15 protein-coding genes are annotated in these 19,493 nt (G+C 74.1%); 8 read left to right on the forward strand and 7 right to left on the reverse strand.

What is annotated here, in order from left to right; translation table 11 throughout:
• Positions 1 to 84: 84 nt before the first annotated feature.
• The 4 genes from ACFC2L_RS09850 to ACFC2L_RS09865 are packed head-to-tail and all read right to left on the reverse strand — an operon-like array spanning position 85 to position 5,491.
• Positions 85 to 492 (reverse strand): RidA family protein, encoded by a 408-nt coding sequence (locus tag ACFC2L_RS09850; RefSeq protein ID WP_375824136.1) that lies wholly within the window; start codon positions 490 to 492, stop codon positions 85 to 87.
• 52 nt (positions 493 to 544) lie between these two features.
• Positions 545 to 1,912, reverse strand: coding sequence for an alanine racemase (locus ACFC2L_RS09855; RefSeq protein ID WP_375824138.1), 1,368 nt, complete (start codon positions 1,910 to 1,912; stop codon positions 545 to 547).
• A 52-nt stretch (positions 1,913 to 1,964) separates the two neighbouring features.
• Positions 1,965 to 3,641 (reverse strand): amidohydrolase family protein, encoded by a 1,677-nt coding sequence (locus ACFC2L_RS09860; protein WP_375824140.1) that lies wholly within the window; start codon positions 3,639 to 3,641, stop codon positions 1,965 to 1,967.
• Positions 3,638 to 5,491: a beta-N-acetylhexosaminidase gene (locus tag ACFC2L_RS09865; protein ID WP_375824141.1), complete on the reverse strand. Its 1,854-nt coding sequence runs from the start codon at positions 5,489 to 5,491 to the stop codon at positions 3,638 to 3,640. Before ACFC2L_RS09865 ends, ACFC2L_RS09860 begins: the two co-directional genes overlap by 4 nt.
• A gap of 278 nt (positions 5,492 to 5,769) precedes the next feature.
• Between ACFC2L_RS09865 and ACFC2L_RS09870 the strand changes: the two genes are divergently transcribed.
• The 5 genes from ACFC2L_RS09870 to ACFC2L_RS09890 all read left to right on the forward strand — a co-directional run bounded on the left by ACFC2L_RS09870 (position 5,770) and on the right by ACFC2L_RS09890 (position 12,731).
• Complete coding sequence (locus ACFC2L_RS09870; protein WP_375824142.1) at positions 5,770 to 6,801, forward strand: LacI family DNA-binding transcriptional regulator; 1,032 nt, start codon at positions 5,770 to 5,772, stop codon at positions 6,799 to 6,801.
• Between the two features lie 514 nt (positions 6,802 to 7,315).
• Entirely contained in the window at positions 7,316 to 9,013 is a 1,698-nt protein-coding gene (locus ACFC2L_RS09875; protein WP_375824317.1) for a glycoside hydrolase family 13 protein, read from the forward strand.
• Between the two features lie 123 nt (positions 9,014 to 9,136).
• Entirely contained in the window at positions 9,137 to 10,537 is a 1,401-nt protein-coding gene (locus ACFC2L_RS09880; RefSeq protein ID WP_375824143.1) for an ABC transporter substrate-binding protein, read from the forward strand.
• 158 nt (positions 10,538 to 10,695) lie between these two features.
• Complete coding sequence (locus ACFC2L_RS09885; RefSeq protein ID WP_375824144.1) at positions 10,696 to 11,661, forward strand: carbohydrate ABC transporter permease; 966 nt, start codon at positions 10,696 to 10,698, stop codon at positions 11,659 to 11,661.
• A complete protein-coding gene (locus ACFC2L_RS09890) occupies positions 11,658 to 12,731 on the forward strand; it encodes a carbohydrate ABC transporter permease (protein ID WP_375824146.1) in 1,074 nt (357 codons plus the stop codon). Before ACFC2L_RS09885 ends, ACFC2L_RS09890 begins: the two co-directional genes overlap by 4 nt.
• A gap of 130 nt (positions 12,732 to 12,861) precedes the next feature.
• Here the strand turns inward: ACFC2L_RS09890 and ACFC2L_RS09895 are convergent, their stop codons facing one another.
• Positions 12,862 to 13,893 (reverse strand): DUF2804 domain-containing protein, encoded by a 1,032-nt coding sequence (locus ACFC2L_RS09895; RefSeq protein WP_375824147.1) that lies wholly within the window; start codon positions 13,891 to 13,893, stop codon positions 12,862 to 12,864.
• 204 nt (positions 13,894 to 14,097) lie between these two features.
• Between ACFC2L_RS09895 and ACFC2L_RS09900 the strand changes: the two genes are divergently transcribed.
• The 3 genes from ACFC2L_RS09900 (at position 14,098) to ACFC2L_RS09910 (ending at position 17,105) form a co-directional block, all read left to right on the forward strand.
• Positions 14,098 to 15,327: a ferrochelatase gene (locus tag ACFC2L_RS09900; protein WP_375824148.1), complete on the forward strand. Its 1,230-nt coding sequence runs from the start codon at positions 14,098 to 14,100 to the stop codon at positions 15,325 to 15,327.
• Between the two features lie 53 nt (positions 15,328 to 15,380).
• A complete protein-coding gene (gene hemQ, locus ACFC2L_RS09905; protein ID WP_375824149.1) occupies positions 15,381 to 16,115 on the forward strand; it encodes a hydrogen peroxide-dependent heme synthase in 735 nt (244 codons plus the stop codon).
• Between the two features lie 165 nt (positions 16,116 to 16,280).
• Entirely contained in the window at positions 16,281 to 17,105 is an 825-nt protein-coding gene (locus ACFC2L_RS09910; protein WP_375824150.1) for a tryptophan-rich sensory protein, read from the forward strand.
• An 84-nt stretch (positions 17,106 to 17,189) separates the two neighbouring features.
• Here the strand turns inward: ACFC2L_RS09910 and ACFC2L_RS09915 are convergent, their stop codons facing one another.
• The gene (locus ACFC2L_RS09915) at positions 17,190 to 18,515 is read right to left on the reverse strand and encodes a Glu/Leu/Phe/Val dehydrogenase (RefSeq protein ID WP_375824151.1); all 1,326 of its coding nucleotides are present in this window, start codon (positions 18,513 to 18,515) and stop codon (positions 17,190 to 17,192) included.
• 86 nt (positions 18,516 to 18,601) lie between these two features.
• The gene (locus ACFC2L_RS09920; protein ID WP_375824152.1) at positions 18,602 to 19,408 is read right to left on the reverse strand and encodes an aldo/keto reductase; all 807 of its coding nucleotides are present in this window, start codon (positions 19,406 to 19,408) and stop codon (positions 18,602 to 18,604) included.
• Positions 19,409 to 19,493: the final 85 nt, after the last annotated feature.

The following is a 19,493-nucleotide window of genomic DNA, read 5'->3' on the forward strand; positions in this document are numbered from 1 at the left end:
CCACCGCCCCGCGGGGGGCGTGAACGGGGCCCGGTTCTCGGTCGAGAACCGGGCCCATTTCACGCCCACAGCGCGGGGTGGGGATCAGTCCGTGATCGCGAAGGCGTCGATCTCGACGAGCATCTCCTCGCGGGGCAGGCCGGTGAACACCGTCGTGCGGCTGGGGAGCACGCCCTTCGTGGTGTGCTGGGCGACGAACGCGCCGTAGGCATCGTTCATGATCGGGAAGTCCTCGCGCTTGGTGAGGTAGACGCGCAGCATGACGACGTCGTCGAAGGTCGCGCCGGACGCCTCGACGATCGCGCGCACGTTCTCGAGCGTGCGCGTGGTCTGCGCGGCGACGTCGCCGGGGTAGAGGTACTCGCTCGTCGCGGGGTCGACGGGGCCCTGGCCGGAGACCTGGACGAACGGGCCCTTGCGCACGCCCTGGTGGAACGTGTGCGCGGGCGCCGGGGCGTCGGGGGTCGAGATCGCGGTCTTCTCGCTGGTCATGGTGTCCTCTCGGTCGTTCGGGGTCGCGGGGTGAACGTGGCGGTGGCGGTGGTCAGAGGTCGACGGTCGCGAGGTCGACGACCTCGTCGCCGCGCACGACGGCGGCCACGCGCCAGCGGTCGAACGTCGTGCACGGGTGGGAGATGCCGAACCCGACGACGTCGCCCGGGCGGACCTGGGCGGTCGCGGGGCCGGTCACGTGGCTGGCCCCTGCCTCGTCGGCGTCGAGCGCGAGGTAGAGGTGCTGGTCGTTGAGCGCGGTGACGCGCGTCCCGGCGAGCTCGCGCGCGGGCAGCCAGCCGTCGTCGGACTGCGAGCGCAGCCAGAGCGCGACGGGCAGGTCGATGTCGAACGACACGTCGCGGCGCCCGATGCCGCAGATCGCGAGGCCCGGCTCCGGGACCGAGAGCACCTGCCCCCAGACGGTCGCGGCCCCGCGCAGCGGCTCGGCGCCGGGGAGCCGGCTCCACGGGTCGGTGCGCGAGTAGAAGCCGTGGTCGTGCGTGACGTACGCGCCCGAGCGCACGACGACGCGGACCTCCACCTCGCGCCCGTCGGCGCCCGCGACCGGCCCGGGCAGCTCGGCGAGCACGACGTCGAGGAACGAGCTGCCGCCCGCCGACAGCACGAGCGGCTCGTCGGCACCGGCGAGGCCCTCGCGGACGAACGTGGCGCCGAGGTCGCGCAGGCCGTCGCACCACGCGGCGACGGCGGCGAGCTCGTCGGCGCTCGTGCCGCCCGCGACCGAGCCCTCGTACCCGGTGACGCCCAGCAGCCTCAGGTCCGACGCCCGCACCGCGCGCGCGAGGTCGAGCGCGGCCGCGGTGCTGCGCACGCCCGTGCGCCCGCCCGGGACGCCGAGCTCGACGAGCACGCCGACGCGCGCCCGCACGGCGGCGGGCGCGTCCGCGAGGCCGCGCGCGAGCAGGTCGACGCCGTGCGGCGAGTCCACGCACAGCCACACCTCGTCGAGGGCGCCGTCGACGACGCCGGTCAGGTCGTCGCGCAGCCACGCGATCTCGCGCGGGTCGAGCAGCTCGTTCGCGAGCAGCACGCGCGGCACGCCCCAGTCGCGCACGGTGCGCAGCTGCGACGGCGTCGCGACCGTCGCCCCCCACGCGCCCGCCGCGGCCTGGCGCGCGTAGAGCGCGCGCGACATCGTCGTCTTCACGTGCGGCGCGTGCTCGACGCCGCGCTCTGCGCACACGCGCGCGACGACGCCGACGTTGTGGTCGAGCGTCGTGTCGTCGAGCGTGAGCAGCGGCCAGGAGAAGGCGTCGTCCGTGACGCGCGGGCTGCCCGCGAGCACGTCCGCGACGGTCGCCGGGGCGGCGAGCCGCAGGCCCTTGGTCCGGGGCCCGACGCCGTCGCACGCCCAGGGGCGATCGGGGTCCGTCGCGCGGTGCGTGGTGCCGGTCATGGGGTCCTCCTCGGGAGTAGGGCTCTCGTGCTGGACGGGGCGGTCGCGCGGGTCACACCGACCGCACGCCGGTGCCCGGGCGCAGCGGCCGGCCCGGCAGGGCGTCGGTGAGCCGGCCGTCGCGCAGGACGGGCACGCCCGCCACGAGCACGTCGTCCACGCCCGACGCCGGGCGGCGCGGGTCCTCGTACGTCGCCTCGTCGCGCACCCGGTCGGGGTCGACGAGCGCGAGGTCCGCGACCGCGCCGGGCTCCACCGCGCCGCGCCCGGCGAGCGCGAACCGCTCGGCGGGCCGCGTGGACAGGTGCGTGACGGCGTCGTGCCACGTCCAGTCCCCGAGCGTACGCACGTGCTCGGCGAGGAAGCGCGCGAAGGCGCCCCACCCGCGCGGGTGGGGTCGGCCGCCACCTCCGACGGGCGCGTAGATCGCGTCGGACCCGCCGACGTGCGCCCGGTGGCGCAGCAGTGCCCGCACTGACTCCGGCGAGTTGGTCGGGGGCTGGGCGAACACGCACGAGGCGCGCAGGCGCGTCGCGACGAGCAGGTGCACCGCGGCCTGGGCGGGCGTCAGGGTCAGGCGGGCGGCGACGTCGGGCAGGGTCATGCCCTCCGCCCAGGAGAGGTCGTCGGCGGGCTCGCCGGCCGGTGCGCCTGCCGATGCCCCGGTGGGGACCGCGGCCATCGTCACCCGGGGCCACAGGTCGGCCAGGGTGGGGAAGTGCTCGCGGTGCAGGCGGTCGAGGACGGCCGGGTCGGTCAGCGCGGCCACGGTCGCGTCGACGTCCGCGATGGGCAGCCAGGTCGGAAGGGACACCATCGACAGGATCGAGCAGCCGCGCAGGTACGGGTAGGAGTCGAACGTGACGTCCAGGCCCTGGGCGTGGGCGTCGTCGACGTAGCCCAGCAGCTCCGCGGCCGGGCCGTGGTAGTGCGAGACGTGGGTCGCGACGCCGGAGGTGCGCGCGACGCGCACGAGCTCGGCGAACGCCGGGCCGGCCTTGTCCTCGTACCCGCGCATGTGCGACACGTGCGGGAGCCCGCGCGCCGCGAGCACGCTCGTGAGGGCGACGAGCTCGGCCTCGTCGGCGTACGCCGCCGGGACGTACTCCAGGCCGGTCGACATCCCGAGGGCGCCGTCGTCGAGCGCCGCGGTGAGCAGGGCGCGCATGCGGTCGGTCTCGGCGGGCGTCGCGGGTCGGGCGGCGGCGCCCAGCACCGCGTACCGGAGGGTGCCGTGCGGGGCGAGGTAACCGACGTTCACGCGGGTCGTGCGGTCGTACGTCGCGAGGAGGTCGGCGACCGACCCGCCGCGGAACGTGGGGTGGGTGCCGTTGATCGCGGCGAAGTACCCGCTCGCCCAGGCCGCGGCGTCGTGCAGGCCCGACGCCGTCTCGTCGCCCGGCGCGCGCTGCTCGCCCGGGGCGGGCGACGGCGCGTAGGACACCCCGTCCTGCCCGACGACGACGTTCGTCACGCCCTGGCGCAGCATCGCGAGCTGCACGTCCTCGTCGAGCACCGCGGCCTCGCCGTGCACGTGCGCGTCCACGAACCCGGGCAGCAGCAGCCGACCGTCCGCCTCGACGACCGCGACGTCGTCGGGCAGCGCCCCGGCCCCTGCCGCGGGGTCGACGCTCTCGACCCGGCCCTCGCGGACCGTCACGTCCACGGGCGAGGAGGCACCGCCGTCGGGCCCGACCAGCCGAGCACCGCGGACCACGAGCGCGCTCACGCGGGGCCGCCCTCGTCCTCGTCGCGGCCCTCGACCCAGCCGCCGACGCCGCGCAGGCCGCCCGCGGCGAGCTCGGCCGCACGGTCGCGCGGCCAGCCCGCGACGCCGGGCCGCGTCTGCCAGGGGTGCGGGCCGTCGAGCGGGCGGTACTCCACGCCCGCCGCGTCCAGGCGCGGGAGGTGGTGCGCCACGAGGCGCTCGCGGAACGCGACCGACGCCGGCGACCCCGGGGCCCGGTCCTCCTCCGGCGACCACATGACCTCGGCGAACGCCGCGAGGCGCGGGAACGCGGCGTAGTCGACGCGGCGGGCGGAGTCGAGGTGCTCGGACCAGAGCTCGGCCTGGCCGCCGAGCAGGACGCCCGGCCGGTCGACGCTCGTGCCCGGCTCCGAGCCCGCCTGTGGGCCCGCGAGCCCCGCCGGCAGAGGCTCGAACGCGTAGACGTCGTCGAGCGTGGTGAGGAACCCGACGGGCACCGGCTCGTCGGGGGTGTCGCCGCCGCGATGGTCGAGGTAGACGACCTGCTCCGGGGCCATGACGACGTCGTGCCCGGCGGCGAGCGCGTCCGTCCCCACGGCCCAGCCGCGCCACGACGTCACGACGACGTCGCGGGGGAGCGCGGGGCCGAACGCCTCGTCCCACACGACCGCGCGGCGCCCGCGGGACGCGACGTGCTCCGCGAGCCGGGCGAGGAACCAGCCGTGCAGCCCGCCGACGTCGTCGAGCCCGAGCGCCTCCGCGCGCGCCACGATCTCCGGGTTCTCGCGCCACAGCGTCGTCGGGACCTCGTCGCCGCCGAGCGCCACGAACGGTGCGTCGAACACGTCCAGCACCTCGTCGAGCACGTGCCGGAAGAACGTCAGCGACTCCTCGGACGGGTCGAGCACCTCGGTGCTCACGCCCCACGTGGTGCGGACCTCGTGCGGCTGCTTGCGCGTGCCGAGCTCGGGGTAGGCGGCCACGGCGGCCTCCACGTGACCCGGCGCGTCGATCTCCGGCACGACCGTGACGCCGCGCTCGCGTGCGTACGCGACGATCTCGCGCAGGTCGTCCTGCGTGTAGTAGCCGCCGTGCGGGCGACCGTCGAAGACGCCGGCGCGCCACGTGCCGACGCCCGACTCGCGCCGCCACGCCCCGACCTGCGTGAGCCGCGGGTAGCGCGCGACCTCCATGCGCCAGCCCTGGTCGTCGGTGAGGTGGAGCTGCAGGACGTTGAGCCGGTGCGCGGCGGCGAGGTCGACGAACCGCAGCACGTCGGCCTTGGGCAGGAAGTGGCGCGCGACGTCGAGCAGCACGCCGCGCCACGCGAACCGGGGGTGGTCGACGATCGTGACGTGGGGGAGCGCGAGCCGCCCGTGGTGGTCGTCCGCTGCCACGCTCGTGGCGGCCAGGACCCGCGCCCGGCGGAACGTGGCGGGCCCGGCGAGCTGGCGGAGCGTCTGCGCGGCGGCGTGCGCGCCGTCGAGGTCGGCGGCGTCGACGCGGACACCCGTGGCATCGACGGTGAGGCGGTAGCCCGACGGCGGGAGGCCGCGGCCGAGCGCGAACGTCACCGTGGCCGGGCGGACGCCGGACCCCCGCGTGGGCATCTCCGGAGCGGCGTCACCGGGGTGAGGCGCCGGGGTGTCTGCAGCGGGGTCGACGGGCACGAGGTCGATGCCGAAGGCGTCCTCCGTCGCGCGGCGCCACCAGCGCGCGGCGGGGCGCAGCGCCGGGTCCGCGACGACCCGCGTCCCGTCGGCGACGACGGTCGTCCCGTCCCCGGGTGTCAGCGCCACCGGAGCGGGGAGGATCCCGGAGGGGTCCGTCGTGGACTCGGAGCGTGACGTGGGCACCTTTTGGAAGGACACCGAACGAGCCTAGCCGCAACCGCCGTCGACTCCCCACTCGCCCCGGACGAGACCGGCCCCGCCCCGCGCCGCGCGCCCCGGCCCGCGTCCGCCGGCGCCGAGAACGACACCACCCCGCGCCGAGAACGACCTGAGGGCCGGTATGAACGTCATATCGACCCTCATGTCGTGTTCGGCGGGGAGAGGGAGGGGGGAGAGGGAGAGGGGGCGACGCAAGTGTGCGTTCGGCGTTCCCCGAATTACGCAAGCGGCTTGCAGCGGCGCGTATAGTCGACGGCATGTCGAGACGTCTGGCGGAGGTCGCCACCAAGGTCGGTGTCAGCGAGGCCACGGTGAGCCGCGTGCTCAACGGGAAGCCCGGCGTGTCGCAGGCGACGCGCGACGCGGTGCTCACCGCGCTCGACGTGCTCGGCTACGAGCGGCCGACCAAGCTGCGCGGCGAGCGCGGGCGCCTCGTCGGGCTCGTGCTCCCCGAGCTCGTCAACCCGATCTTCCCGGCGTTCGCCGAGGTCATCGGCGGCGCGCTCGCGCAGCAGGGCTTCACCCCGGTGCTGTGCACGCGGACCGCGGGCGGCGTGACGGAGGCCGAGTACATCGACCTGCTCCTGGGCCAGCACGTCTCGGGCGTGATCTTCGCGGGCGGCTTCTACGCCGAGCGCCTGGCCGACCACGCGCACTTCCGCCGGCTCGAGAAGCTCGGGCTGCCGGTCGTGCTCATGAACGCCTCGATCGAGGACCTCGACTTCCCGCGCGTCTCGTGCGACGACCTCGTCGCGATGAACCAGGCGCTCGGCCACGTGCTCTCGCTCGGTCACGAGAAGGTCGGCCTGCTGCTCGGCCCGGCGGACCACGTGCCGTCCGAGCGCAAGCTCGCCGCGGCGCAGGCGTTCGCCGAGCGGCAGGGGCACGTGCTCGACCCGACCCTGGTCGTGCACAGCCAGTACTCGCTCGAGAGCGGCCAGGCCGCGGCGAACCGCCTGCTCGAGGCCGGCGCGACGGCGATCGTGTGCGCGAGCGACCCGCTCGCCCTCGGCGCGGTGCGCGCGGTCCGGCGTGCGGGCCTCGACGTCCCGACGGACGTGTCGGTCGTGGGCTACGACGACTCCAACCTCATGAACTCCACGGACCCGGCGCTGACGACGGTCCGCCAGCCCATCGAGCCGATGGGCCGGGCCGCCGTCGACCTGCTCGCGAGCATGATCGCGGGCGCCGACGTCTCGCGCGACGAGCTCCTGTTCGAGCCGGAGCTCGTCGTGCGCGGCTCGACCGCGGCGGCGCACGCCGCGGGCCGGGAGACGACGGCTTCCTAGCCGCCCGCTCCTCACCAGGGCCCCGGCCCGGCCGCCTCGAACGCGCCGGGCCGGGGCCCTCGTCGTCGTGCCCGTGGGCGCCCGAACCCGGGGTTCTCCGGCCACGCCCGCCGCCGAACCCGGGGTCTCGCGCGGCCCGGGGCTCCCCATCGCCCGCAACCCCGGGTTCGCGCCCGGGTCTCGGGGTCGTGCGCGACGCGCCGTGTCCGAGCGCCGGCCGCAATAGAACGTAGGTCTCTCGACGTCGAGAGATAGCGTTTCGATAACGACACTGTCGGGTTCTTGCGCGCTTCCTGTCGCCTAGTTACAGTCGTCCACGACGGCGCGGTCGGCACCCGGTGCACGACGGCCGTCCCGGGAGCCCCCGGTCGGAACGGACGCAGTGCGCAGCAGCAGGCGAGGCACGGCCCCGGCACGTGCAGCCCACGAACTCACGGAAGAGGACGCGGTGAGCAACGATCACCCCCGAGTCGCCGACGGCGAACCCACCCCCGACGCGACCCGCGCGCAGGCGGTGCGGGAGCCGGGGGCGTCGTCGCCCGACTGGTGGCGCAGCGCCGTGATCTACCAGGTGTACGTGCGCAGCTTCGCGGACGGGAACGGCGACGGCACGGGCGACCTCGCGGGCGTGCGCCAGCGCCTCACCTACCTGCGCGACCTCGGCGTCGACGCGATCTGGTTCACCCCCTGGTACGTGTCCCCGCTCGCGGACGGGGGCTACGACGTCGCGGACTACCGCGCGATCGATCCCCAGTTCGGCACGCTGGCCGAGGCGGAGCGGCTCATCGCGGAGGCCCGCGAGCTCGGGATCCGCACGATCATCGACGTCGTCCCCAACCACGTCTCGTCCGAGCACGAGTGGTTCCGGGCGGCCCTCGCCGCCGGCCCCGGGTCGCCCGAGCGCGAGCGCTTCTGGTTCCACCCGGGCAAGGGCGAGGACGGGTCCGAGATCCCGACGCGCTGGGTCTCGGAGTTCCAGGGCAGCACGTGGACGCGCACGACGAACCCCGACGGCACGCCCGGCGAGTGGTACCTGCACGTGTTCGCGCCCGAGCAGCCGGACCTCAACTGGAACCACCCGGACGTGCGCCGCGAGCACGAGGACATCCTGCGGTTCTGGTTCGACCGCGGCGCCGCGGGGATCCGCATCGACTCCGCGGCACAGCTCGTCAAGGACCCGGCGCTGCCCGAGGTCCCGGCCCACCCCGGCCCGGGGGAGCACCCGCACGTCGACCGCGACGAGCTGCACGACATCTACCGGGGCTGGCGCGCCGTCGCCGACTCGTACGAGGAGCCGCGCGTGCTCGTGGGCGAGGTGTGGCTCGCGGACCGCGCGCGGTTCGCCCAGTACCTGCGCCCCGACGAGATGCACACCGCGTTCAACTTCGACTTCATGGCCCGCCCGTGGGACGCGAAGGCGCTGCGCGAGTCGGTCCAGACGACGCTCGACGCGCACGCTCCCGTCGCCGCGCCCGCGACGTGGGTGCTGTCGAACCACGACGTGACGCGCCCCGTGACGCGCTACGGCCGCGAGGACAGCTCGTTCGCGTTCGCGACCAAGCGCTTCGGCACGCCGACGGACCTGGAGACCGGGCGTCGTCGGGCCCGAGCCGCGGCCCTGCTCTCCGCGGCGCTGCCGGGGTCGCTCTACCTCTACCAGGGCGACGAGCTCGGGCTGCCCGAGGTCGAGGACCTGCCGCTCGACGCGATCCAGGACCCCATGCACTTCCGCTCCGACGGAGTCGACCCCGGCCGCGACGGCTGCCGCGTCCCCCTGCCGTGGACGCGCGGCGGCACGAGCCACGGGTTCGGGCCCGACGGCGGTGCGCGGCCCTGGCTGCCCCAGCCCGCGGGCTGGGGGGAGATGTCCGTCGAGGCGCAGGCCGACGACGAGACGTCGATGCTCGCGCTCTACCGCCGCGTCCTCGCGACGCGACGGGCGGAGCCCGCGCTGCACGGCGAGGCGTTCCGCTGGCTCGACTCCCTGGGCGGGGTCGCGCTCGGCGACGACGTGCTCGCCTTCGTCCGCGAGGACACCCGCGGCGACGACCGTGACGGCGCGGTCACGTGCGTCGTCAACCTCGGGGCCGAGGACGTGCCGCTGCCCGCGGACGCCGAGGTCCTCCTCCACAGCGACACCCCGCACGGGGCGGACGTGTCGGAGCCACCGACGCGACTCGCCCCCGACACCGCGGTCTGGCTGCGCGCATGACGTCGCGCACGGGCCGGCACGAGGCCTGACCGCCCCCAGTCCCCGGGCCGCGAGCCGGTCGGCCCGGACACCCAGCACCCACCCAGCACACCCACCCAGCACCACCGGAACACAGGAGTGACGATGAAGTCCACACGTCAGGCGATCGCCTTCACCCTCGCGGGGGCGCTCGCGATCAGCACGCTCGCCGCGTGCTCGAGCGGCGGCTCGGGCAGCGACGACGAGAGCAGCGGCACCGACGGCGACGGGAAGGTCACCCTCAAGGTGGTCTCCCTCCTCCCGGGCTCCGAGCAGGAGGCGATCGACGCCTTCAACGCGCAGGTCGAGGAGTTCGAGGCCGCGAACCCGGACATCGACATCGTGCCGGAGGAGTACGAGTGGAAGGCGACGACGTTCGCCCCCCAGCTCGCCGGCGGCACGCTGCCCGACGTCTTCGAGATCCCGTTCACCGACGCGAAGACGCTCGTCGAGAACGGCCAGCTCGCCGACCTCGACGAGCAGTTCCGCACCCTGCCCTACGCCGACAAGTTCAACCCGGCGATCATCGAGGCCGGGACGGGCGCCGACGGCCACGTCTACGCGATCCCCGCGAAGAACGTGTACGGCGTGGGCCTGCACTACAACCGCGCGCTCTTCGAGTCCGCCGGGCTCGACCCCGACCAGCCGCCGACCACGTGGGACGAGGTCCGCGAGGACGCGAAGAAGATCGCCGACGCCAACCCCGGCGTCGCGGGCTACATGCAGATGTCGCAGAACAACACGGGCGGCTGGCAGCTCACCGTCAACACGTTCGCGCGCGGCGGCCGCACGCAGGAGGTCGCGGAGGACGGCACCGCCACCTCCACGCTCACCAACGACGGCACCAAGGAAGCGCTCGAGTGGCTCAAGGCCATGCGCTGGGAGGACAACTCCCTCGGGAGCAACTTCCTCCTCGACTGGGGCACCATGAACCAGGCGTTCGCCGCCGGCCAGGTCGCGATGTACACCTCGGGCTCGGACGTCTTCACCTCTCTCGTCCAGACGAACGCGATCGACCCCGCCACCTACGGTCTTGCGGCGCTCCCGCTCGAGGGCGACGACGCGGGCGTCCTCACCGGCGGCACGCTCGCCGCGATGCCCGCGAACGTCGACGAGTCGAAGAAGGAGGCCGCGATCAAGTGGATCGACTTCTTCTACCTCGGGAAGCTCGTCGACGAGAAGCGCGCCGTCGCCGACGCCGAGACGCTCGTCGCGAACGACCAGCCCGTGGGCACCCCGGTCCTGCCGATGTTCTCCCAGGAGCAGTACGAGCAGAACCAGGAGTGGATCAAGGACTTCATCAACGTCCCGCTCGACCAGATGACGAGCTACACGGACACGATGTTCGACCTGCCGCTCGTCGGTGAGCCGTCGCAGAAGACGCAGGAGATCTACGCCCTGCTCGACCCGGTCGTCCAGGCCGTCCTGACGGACGAGAACGCCGACGTGGACGCGCTGCTGGAGCAGGCGAACACCGAGGCGCAGGCCCTGCTCGACCAGGGCTGACGACCCGAGGGCGCGCGGTCCGTACGGGCCGCGCGACCCGCAGACCCGGGTCGGCCGGCAGCGCCCCCTGCCGGCCGACCCGTACCCCGCCGGTGCCCGACGGCGCGACGCACCTCGCGTCGTCGGGCACCTCCCACCGCACCGAAGGACGTTCGCCCGTGACCGCCACCACCGCCCCGCCGCGACGGGGACCCGCCTCGCACGCGCGGGCCGACCGCGACGGCCGACGCCGCAGCCCCGTGACGTGGTTCCGCGGCGGCGGCCTGAGCAACCTCGTCTTCCTGCTGCCGCTCATCCTGATCTTCGGCGTCTTCTCGTGGTTCCCCATCGTGCGCGCGGTGATCATGAGCTTCCAGGAGACGAACCTCGTCAGCGACCCGACGTTCGTCGGGCTCGACAACTTCCGTCAGGTGCTGGACGACCCGCTCCTGTGGAAGGCCGTGAAGAACACGCTGTACTTCGCGTTCCTCGCGCTGCTGTTCGGGTACCCGATCCCGCTGGTCGCCGCGGTGCTCATGCGCGAGGTCCGCCGGGCGCGCGGGCTGTACTCCGCGCTCGCGTACCTGCCGGTCGTCGTGCCGCCGGTCGTCGCCGTGCTGCTGTGGAAGTTCTTCTACAACGGCAGCCCGACGGGCGTGTTCAACACGATCCTCGGCTGGGTCGGCCTCGGCCCGTACCCGTGGCTGCAGGACGCGTCGACGGCGATGCCCTCGCTGGTCCTCGCCGCCACGTGGGCCGGTGCGGGCGGGACGATCATCATCTACCTCGCCGCCCTGACGAGCGTGCCGCCCGAGCTCTACGACGCGTCCGAGGTGGACGGCGCAGGGCTGTGGCGCAAGATCTGGCACGTGACGCTCCCGGCGCTGCGCGGCGTCCTGTTCATCACGCTCATCCTCCAGGTCATCGGGACCGCGCAGGTCTTCCTCGAGCCCTACCTGTTCACCGGCGGCGGGCCGAACAACGCGACCCTCACGATCCTGCTGCTCATCTACCGCTACGCCTTCCAGAACAGCCTCGGCGGCGACTACGGGGCCGCGACCGCGCTGTCGATCATGCTCGCGGCCGTCCTCGCCGTCTTCTCGATCCTCTACTTCCGGCTCACCCGGTCCTGGAGCACGTCATGACTCTCTCGCCCACCGACAACCCGAGCGAGATCGGCGTCGTCTCGCAGGACTCCGCGGCGACGGCCGACAGCACGCCGACGGGCCCGACAGACGGCACGGGCACGTCCCGCCGCGCCGCCGAGGCCAGCCGCAACCGGCGCGAGTCCGAGCGTCGCAAGGTGAGCTCGCGGCGTCGCAAGGCGCTCGACGGCGTCGAGGACCGCGGGGCGCTCTCCGAGGCGGACTGGCGCCGCCCGTCCATCCGATGGGGGATGGGGAGCACGCACGTGCTGCTGCTCGTGATCCTCGTCGTCGCGGGCCTCGGGCCGATGCTCCTGCTCGCCAAGTACGCCGTCACCCCGACGCAGGACATCCTGCGCACGCCGATGGCGATCTTCCCGAACGGCATCGCGTGGGACAACCTCGACAAGGCGTGGAACGACGTCCAGGTCAGCCGGTACTTCCTCAACACGATCTGGCTCGCGGTCGGGTCGTGGGCGTCGCAGATCCTCGTCGCGACGACGGGCGGCTACGCGCTGTCCGTCCTGCGGCCCCGGTACGGGAAGGTCGTGCAGGCGCTCGTCCTGTCCACGATGTTCGTCCCGTCGATCGTGCTGCTCGTCCCGCTGTACCTGACGATCCTCGACCCTCCGCTGCTGGGCCGGTCGCTCATCAACAGCTTCTGGGCCGTGTGGCTGCCGGCGGGCGCGAGCGCGTTCAACGTCCTGCTGGTCCAGCGGTTCTTCGACAGCCTCCCGCGCGAGGTGTTCGAGGCTGCGCGCATGGACGGCGCAGGGCCGTACCGGCTGTTCTGGTCGATCGTGCTGCCGATGTCCAAGCCGATCATCGGCGTCGTCTCGGTGTTCGCGGTCATCGCGGCCTGGAAGGACTTCCTCTGGCCGCTGCTGGTCCTCAAGGACCCGGCGATCCAGCCGTTGTCCGTGCGCCTGCCGTCCATCGAGGCGTCGACCGACCTCGGCGTGTTCCTCGCGGCGCTCGCGATCTCGACGCTCATCCCGGTGGGCCTGTTCCTCGTCTTCCAGCGCATGTTCCTCCAGGGCGCCGGCCTGGGCGGCGCGGTCAAGGGCTGACCTCCGGTCCGCCGCCGAACACGACGTCGGTGTCGTTATCCCGCGGACAACGACACCAACGTCGTTCTCGACCGCGAGCAGGGTCGGGTTCGATCGGGGGGAGGGGGGAGCGGGGGCCGGCGGCGGGTGGTCACCAGCGGTTGTGGACCTCCTCGGCCCAGCCGACGAGGCCGTCGAACCGCACCGGCTCCGGTGCGGCGTCGCCGACGGCCCCCGCGGCGGGTGGCGTGAACGTGCCGGACCAGTGACCGAAGCACTGGTCGGTCGACGACGAGACGACGCCGAGGTGCGTCCGCGTGACCTTGGTGTGGAAGGGCTCGAACGTCGCGTCGAGACCGCCGCCGGTGACGCGCCACGGCCGGTGCGGGTCGGCGAGGTCGTAGTCCCACACGAGCTCGTCGGGGAGGTGGTGGAGCCGCCCGTCGACGAGGACCGCGTTCTCGGTCGACCCCGTGCCGACGGTCCACCGTCCGCCCACCTGGATCCCGACGACCCGCCCGTGGCTCTCGCCCGAGCCCGCGCCCCAGTTCCACCGGACGTCGTACGGCCAGCGTCCCCGGCCGTGGTCGAGCACCGCCCACGACGACCCGGCCGGGACGTCGACGGTCCGGCCGTCGACCCACAGCGTGCCGTGCGCCGGGCGCGCGACGTCCTTGACCGTGTACTGGAAGCGCGAGTCGCTCCACGGCACGACGACGGCGAGCCGCTCGTGCCCGGGCGGCAGCTCGGCGACGACGTCGAACGAGACGTCGCGGGTCCGCGCGCGCAGGCGCGTCCCGCCGTCGACCTCGTCGAGGTCGATCGCGAGGTTCTTCGCCCGCGCCCGGGCGGGACCGTCACCGAGCGAGCCGGGCAGCTCGACACCGCGCGCGGGCACGACGGTCGCGTCCGCGCCCCACGTGCGACCCGACTCCCGGTCGAGCGCCCACACCTCGTGCACGGCCGCGTAGTCGAGCGACGAGACGGTCAGCGCGAGGACGTGCGTCGGGGTGACGACGCCCCAGTACTCCCAGCGCTTGTTCCGGCCCGCATGGCGGCGGCCGTCCCGCGCGACGCCGGACGTGTCGACGAGCGGCTGGCGCGCCCAGCCGATCGAGCGGCGGTCGAGCAGGCCGTCGGGCAGGGTGAGCGGCACGCGCTCGGTGATCTCCGGGAGCGGCACCGCTCCACCTCCACGTGGTACGGCTCGGGCGGTCCTGCGCGGCGGGCAACGGTGCCCGGTGCCCGGCCCGAGGAGCGAGCGAGGCCGATTCTAGGGCCCGCGGCGAGGGGCCCTGACGAGGTGACACTCTGTCCCGTCAATGTCACGTCCCTCCGGTCGACTTCCGGGCGGGCGGGGGTCGGAGCAGGTGCCATGATCGGGAGCATGCCCCCGTTCTCCCCCCAGGACGTCGCTGCCGACGCGGGCCGGGCCGCCCAGCCCGCTGAGCCTGCCGGTGCCCCCGCGAGCGCCGTCGACGCCGGTCCCACCCCTGACCTGAGCCCCTACGACGCGCTCCTGCTCTACTCGTTCGGCGGCCCGAACAAGCCCGAGGACGTCGTGCCGTTCCTGCGCAACGTCACCGCGGGCAAGGGCATCCCCGACGCGCGCCTCGAGGAGGTCGGCGAGCATTACTACGGCTTCGGCGGCAAGAGCCCCATCAACGAGCAGAACCTCGCGCTCAAGGCGGCCCTCGAGGCCGAGCTCGCGCGCCGCGGCGTCGAGCTGCCGGTCGTCTGGGGCAACCGCAACTGGGAGCCGTACACGACCGACGCGATCGACGAGCTCGAGGCGCTGGGCGCGAAGAACGCCGTCGCGCTCGTGACGTCGGCGTACTCGTCGTACTCTGGGTGCCGCCAGTACCGCGAGGACCTCGCCGTCGTGCTCGACGGGCGCGGCCAGCTCGGCCCCGACGGCTCGACCGGCGTGCAGTTCGACAAGGTGCGCTCCTACTTCAACCACCCGGGCTTCGCGCAGGCGAACGTCGACGCCGTGCTCGACGCGTACGCGGCGCTCGCGGAGAAGGGCGGCGACGGCGCGGCCGCGCGCCTCGTGTTCGTCACGCACTCCATCCCGGACACGATGGAGGCCGCGTCGCGCGTCTCGCACGCGACGTACTCGGAGCAGCACCTCGACCTCGCGCGCGTGATCGCCGCCGAGGTGTCGGCGCGCCTCGGGCACGACGTCGCGTGGGACCTCGCGTACTGCTCGCGCTCCGGCCCGCCGAGCCAGCCGTGGCTCGAGCCCGACGTCAACGACCACCTGGAGGCGCTCGCGCAGGACGGCGTCCGCGACGTCGTGCTCTCGCCGATCGGCTTCGTGTCGGACCACATGGAGGTCGCCTACGACCTCGACACCGAGGCGATGGAGACCGCGACGGGGCTCGGGATGACCGCGGTCCGCGCCGGGACCGTCGGCACGCGCGAGCCGTTCGTGCGCGGCCTGATCGACCTGCTCGTCGAGCGCGCGGCCCTCGCACGGGGGGAGGACGTCGAGGAGGCCACCGTCGGCGACCTCCCGGCGTTCCGGTCGGTGTGCGCGCCCGGCTGCTGCCTGCGCCGCGACGGCGAGCCGAGCGGCGTCCCCGCGCTGTGCAGCACGGACCTCCACAGCTGAGCCCCGCTGAGCTCGACGCCGAAGAACCCGCACCGACCAGGGAGGAACCCCCGATGAACGACGCCGCGCGCGTCCCTGCGGACCACGAGCAGATCAACACCACCCTCCGCTACGCGATGTGGTCCGTCTTCGCGACGGCGGCGCCGCTGCCCGCCGACGCGGACGAGCGCGCGGGCCTCGTGGCCGATGCGCTGACCGCCGTCGGGGGCGGTGACGACCCGGCCGCGACGGACGGCGACCTCGTCGTGCGCGGGTGGTACGACGTCGCCGGGCTGCGCTCGGACGCCGACCTCATGGTGTGGTGGCACGGCCCGACGGTCGAGTCGGTGCAGCGCGCCTACCAGCACCTGCGCGCGAGCGGCCTCGGGGCGCACCTCGAGCCCGTGTGGTCGAACGTGGCGCTGCACCGCCCCGCCGAGTTCAACCGCGGCCACGTGCCGGCCTTTCTCGCGGGCGAGGCGCCGCGCGACTACCTGAGCGTCTACCCGTTCGTGCGGTCGTACGACTGGTACCTGCTGCCCGACGCGGAGCGCCGCACCATGCTGCGCGACCACGGCCTCGCGGCGAAGGACTACCCGGATGTGCGGGCCAACACGGTCGCGTCGTTCGCGCTCGGCGACTACGAGTGGATCCTCGCGTTCGAGGCCGACGAGCTGCACCGCATCGTCGACCTCATGCGCGAGCTGCGCGCCACGGAGGCCCGCCGCCACGTGCGCGAGGAGGTCCCGTTCTTCACGGGCCCGCGCACCACGCTGACGGCCTGGGCGGACCGCCAGCCCTTGTCCTGACCCCACGGCGCCGAACACGACTCTGGTGTCGTTATCCCTCGGATAACGACACCAGAGTCGTGTTCGGCGGCGCGCAGGGTCGTTCTCGGCGGGGCGGGGCAGCGGGTTCGTCCGTTGCGGGGCTCCCCCAGATGCTCAGCATGCTGATCGATGCGACGGTGGAGCATGACCACCGCAGCCGTCCCGGCGGGCGCCGTCCCCGCGCCCTCCGACCGCGTCCGTCAGGTCGTCGTCCTCGTCGGCTCGCTCGTCGCCGCCGGTGCTGCGGCCTACGGCGCGGGCGCGTTCGGCGGCACGGCCGTCGAGCAGACCGCCGGAGGCGCGCTGTCCTCGACCGCGACGCCCGTGGCGCCCGACAACCCGGCGTTCCGCATCTGGTCCGTGATCTACCTCGGTCTCTTCGCGTTCGCGGTCTACCAGGTGCTGCCGCGGCACGCGACGAGCCCGCGGCTGCGCGCGACGGCGTGGTGGGTCCTCGTCTCCATGGTCCTCAACGCCGCGTGGATCGGCGTCGTGCAGGCCGGGTGGGTCCCGTTCAGCGTGGTCGTCATCGCGGCGCTGCTCGCGGTCGACGCCGTGGTCGTGGTGCGGCTCGTGCGCCGGCAACCCGAGTCGACGGCGCAGGCCGTCGTGCTCGACGGGACCATGGGCCTCTACACCGGCTGGGTCAGCGTCGCGACGCTCGCGAACGTCGCGGCGGCGCTCGCGGACGCGGGCGTCGGCGAGCTCGGCCTCGGCGCGAGGGGCTGGTCGCTCGTGCTCGTCGTGCTCGCGGCGGCGCTGTCCGTCGCGTGGGCGGCGTTCGCCGCCGGTCGCCGCGCGGTCGCCCTCGGCGTCGGCCTCGCCATGTCCTGGGGTCTCGCGTGGATCGCCGCCGGGCGCTTCCAGGGCGAGCTCGTGGACACCACCGTGGCCTGGGCGGCCGTCGGTGCGTCCGCGGTCGCGCTCGTCGCCGCGGTCGTCGCCGCGACCCGCCCGGCGCGCGCCTGATCACCCGCCGAGCACGGGAGTCACGACCGGATCGAGCCCAGGACGGTCGCGGAGCCCGTGCTCGGCGGGGCCGAGCCTCGCGGGTCAGGGGTAGAGACCGCGGATCTGGTGCGCCTCGGCGACGCGCTGCACGCCGATGACGAGCGCGGCGTCGCGCAGGCTCAGCTCCTCGCGGCGCGCGAGGGTCGCGACCTCCTCGTACGCGTGCAGCATGCGGTGCTCGAGCTTCTCGCCGATCTCCTCCGCGGTCCACCAGTACGCCTGGTTCGCCTGCACCCACTCGAAGTAGGACACGACGACGCCGCCCGCGTTCGCGAGCACGTCCGGCACGACGGTCACGCCGTTCTTGGTGAGGACGCGGTCGCCCTCGGCGGTCGTCGGACCGTTCGCGCCCTCGACGACCCAGCGGGCGCGCACGGTGCGCGCGGTGTCGCCGTCGAGCACGCCCTCCACCGCGGCCGGGACGAGCACGTCGACGTCGAGCGCGAGCAGCGCGTCGTTGTCGACCGGGTCGGCGCGGTCGAACCCCACCACGCTGCCGGTCGCGGCGACGTGCTCGAGCAGCGAACGGACGTCCAGCCCGTCCGGGTCGTGCACGCCCCCGTACTGGTCGGACACCGCGACGACGCGCGCCCCGCGCGCCGCGAAGATCGCGGCGGCGTGCGACCCGACCTTGCCGAAGCCCTGGATCGCGACGCTCACGTCGGACAGCGGCACGCCCGCCTCGTCGAGCGCCGCGGCGGTGACGTGCACGACGCCCGCGCTGGTCGCCGTCGTGCGGCCGAGCGACCCGCCCACGGTGATCGGCTTGCCCGTCACGACGGCCGGGATCGTGTAGCCCTGGTTCACCGAGTAGGTGTCCATGACCCACGCCATGGTCTGCTCGCTCGTGCCCATGTCGGGCGCCATGATGTCCCGCTCCGGGCCGATGACCGGCATGATCTCCGACGTGTAGCGGCGCGTGACGCGCTCGAGCTCGGCCTCGGAGTAGCAGCGCGGGTCGATCGCGACGCCGCCCTTCGCCCCGCCGTACGGCAGGTCGACGAGCGCGCACTTCCACGTCATCCACATGGCGAGCGCGCGGACCTCGTCGATGTCGACGCTCGGGGAGTAGCGCAGCCCGCCCTTGCCGGGACCGCGCGAGACGTTGTGCTGCACGCGGTAGCCGTGGAAGAGGACGGTGCGGCCGTCATCGCGCCGCAGCGGGACGGCGACGTTCACCTCGCGCCGCGGCGTCGCGAGCATCTCGTGCAGGCCGTCGTCGTAGCCGAGGAAGCCGACCGCGCCGGCGAGCTGCGCGTGCGCGGTGTCGAGGGCAGAGGCGGGGGTCGTCTGCGGGGTCGGGGCGGGGTGGTGCGGGGTGGTGGTATCGCCGCTCGTGAGGGTGGGCGGCACGGACGTCGTCGTCACGGTTCCTCCGGTTCGAGGTTCTCCTCGGTGCCGCGGGGGTGTGCGGCACCGAGGGTCACGCTACCCCCGGCGCGAGCGCTCGCCGCTCACACGCCCCGGCGGTGCCCCAGCGCGTCGATCGCCGCGAGCTCGTCCGCGGAGAGGGTGAACCCGGTCACCTGGAAGTTCGCCTCGATGCGCTCCGGCGTCACGGACTTGGGGATGACGACGAACCCGTGGTCGAGGTGCCAGCGCAGCACGACCTGCGTGGGCGTGACGCCGTGCGCGGCCGCGACCTCGGCGAGCACCGGCGCGTCGAGGTCGGTGCGCTTGAACGGGCTGTACCCCTCGAGCACGACGCCGCGCTGCGCGAGCTCGTGCGCGAGGTGGTGGTCGTAGTCCGCGGGGCTCCACGGGATCTGGTCGACGGCGGGCGTCTCGCCGACCTGGTCGGACAGGACGTCGACCTGCTCGACCGAGTAGTTGCTCACCCCGATCGACCGCACCTTGCCCTCGTTCCGCAGCTCGACGAACCGCTCCCAGACCCACGGCGACGCCTCGCCCGCCGGCGGCCAGTGGATGAGCCACAGGTCCACGTGGTCCGTGCCGAGGTCGCGCAGCGACGCCTCGAGCGTCTCGCGCTCGCGCCCCGCGGCGTCCGGCGGAAGCTTGGTCGTGACGAACACGTCGGCGCGGTCCACCGACGAGTCGGCGAGCGCGCGCCCGACCTGCGCCTCGTTGCCGTAGCCCGTCGCGGTGTCGACGTGCCGGTATCCCACGTCGAGCGCGTGGCGCACGGCGCGGTACGCGTCGTCGCCCTCGGACTGCCACGTGCCGAGCCCGAGCAGCGGCATCGCCCCGCCGGGCAGGTCGACGGTCGGGACAGGGCCGGGGGAGGAGCCGGAGGAGGTCATGCCGCCAGTCTCCGCGCCCGACGCCGCCTCTCGCCACCGCGCGGCCCCCACCAGGTCCTCGCCGAACCCTGGATCTCTCCCCAGA

Source organism: Cellulosimicrobium sp. NPDC055967 (assembly GCF_042269845.1).
Lineage (GTDB): Bacteria > Actinomycetota > Actinomycetes > Actinomycetales > Cellulomonadaceae > Cellulosimicrobium.

Excerpts from the sequence above, each read along its gene's own strand:
- ACFC2L_RS09850 (WP_375824136.1), bottom strand. The coding sequence starts at position 492 with ATGACCAGCGAGAAGACCGCGATCTCGACCCCCGACGCCCCGGCGCCC.
- ACFC2L_RS09855 (WP_375824138.1), bottom strand. The coding sequence starts at position 1,912 with ATGACCGGCACCACGCACCGCGCGACGGACCCCGATCGCCCCTGGGCG.
- ACFC2L_RS09870 (WP_375824142.1), top strand. The coding sequence starts at position 5,770 with ATGTCGAGACGTCTGGCGGAGGTCGCCACCAAGGTCGGTGTCAGCGAG.
- ACFC2L_RS09880 (WP_375824143.1), top strand. The coding sequence starts at position 9,137 with ATGAAGTCCACACGTCAGGCGATCGCCTTCACCCTCGCGGGGGCGCTC.
- ACFC2L_RS09890 (WP_375824146.1), top strand. The coding sequence starts at position 11,658 with ATGACTCTCTCGCCCACCGACAACCCGAGCGAGATCGGCGTCGTCTCG.
- ACFC2L_RS09900 (WP_375824148.1), top strand. The coding sequence starts at position 14,098 with ATGCCCCCGTTCTCCCCCCAGGACGTCGCTGCCGACGCGGGCCGGGCC.
- hemQ (WP_375824149.1), top strand. The coding sequence starts at position 15,381 with ATGAACGACGCCGCGCGCGTCCCTGCGGACCACGAGCAGATCAACACC.
- ACFC2L_RS09910 (WP_375824150.1), top strand. The coding sequence starts at position 16,281 with ATGACCACCGCAGCCGTCCCGGCGGGCGCCGTCCCCGCGCCCTCCGAC.
- ACFC2L_RS09920 (WP_375824152.1), bottom strand. The coding sequence starts at position 19,408 with ATGACCTCCTCCGGCTCCTCCCCCGGCCCTGTCCCGACCGTCGACCTG.